This is a genomic window from Vibrio sp. 811, assembly GCF_033339195.1.
In genome coordinates, this window is sequence record NZ_JAWOUB010000505.1 from 1 (window position 1) to 650 (window position 650).

General features: G+C 47.2%; 1 protein-coding gene. It reads left to right on the plus strand.

Translation table 11 applies throughout. From position 1 onward, the window contains the following. On the plus strand, positions 1 to 578 hold a 578-nt coding region (locus tag R7Q46_RS27750), incomplete at its 5' end, for an HAD family phosphatase (protein ID WP_318078368.1). Between the last annotated feature and the right edge of the window lie 72 nt (positions 579 to 650).

A 650-nucleotide genomic window follows, 5' to 3' on the forward strand; every position in this document is an offset into this window, starting at 1 on the left:
ACCAAGAAGCATGTGAAGCACAAAACCTTCCGTTTTATGAAGATGTTTACCTATCGATCATTGGCCGCAATGCGGCAGGAATTGAGACGATTTTCCGCAAAGCCTACGGCGAGAATTTAGACCGCCTACATCTTGAATGGCGCACTCGTTACAACGCAGTTGTCAAACACCAAGCTATCCCTGTAAAAGATGGCGTTGTTGAGTTGCTGGAGTGGTTGAAAGCACAGGGCTTACCTATCGCGGTCGCGACATCTACCGCGAAAGAAGTGGCAAAAATCAAACTGGAATTAGCAGGGTTGAGCAAATACTTCGATAACCTAACGACAGGCTGCGAAGTGAGCCACGGCAAACCCGATCCAGAAATCTATTTGCTGGCAGCGAACCGTCTGGATGTAGAGCCAAGCCGATGTTTGGCCTTTGAAGATTCCAATAACGGTGTTCGCGCCGCTGTAGCGGCAAACATGATTACTTATCAAATTCCGGACTTGGTTGAACCTTGCGATGAGGTAAAACAATTTGGTCACTCTATCGTGCCTTCACTGCACGAAGTATTAGCCGAGCTTAAACAGACTCGCTAATCCTCCTCTGAATACGTTCTAAAGCCCAACGTCGACGTTGGGCTTTCTCTTAGTTTCTTACCCATCTCATAT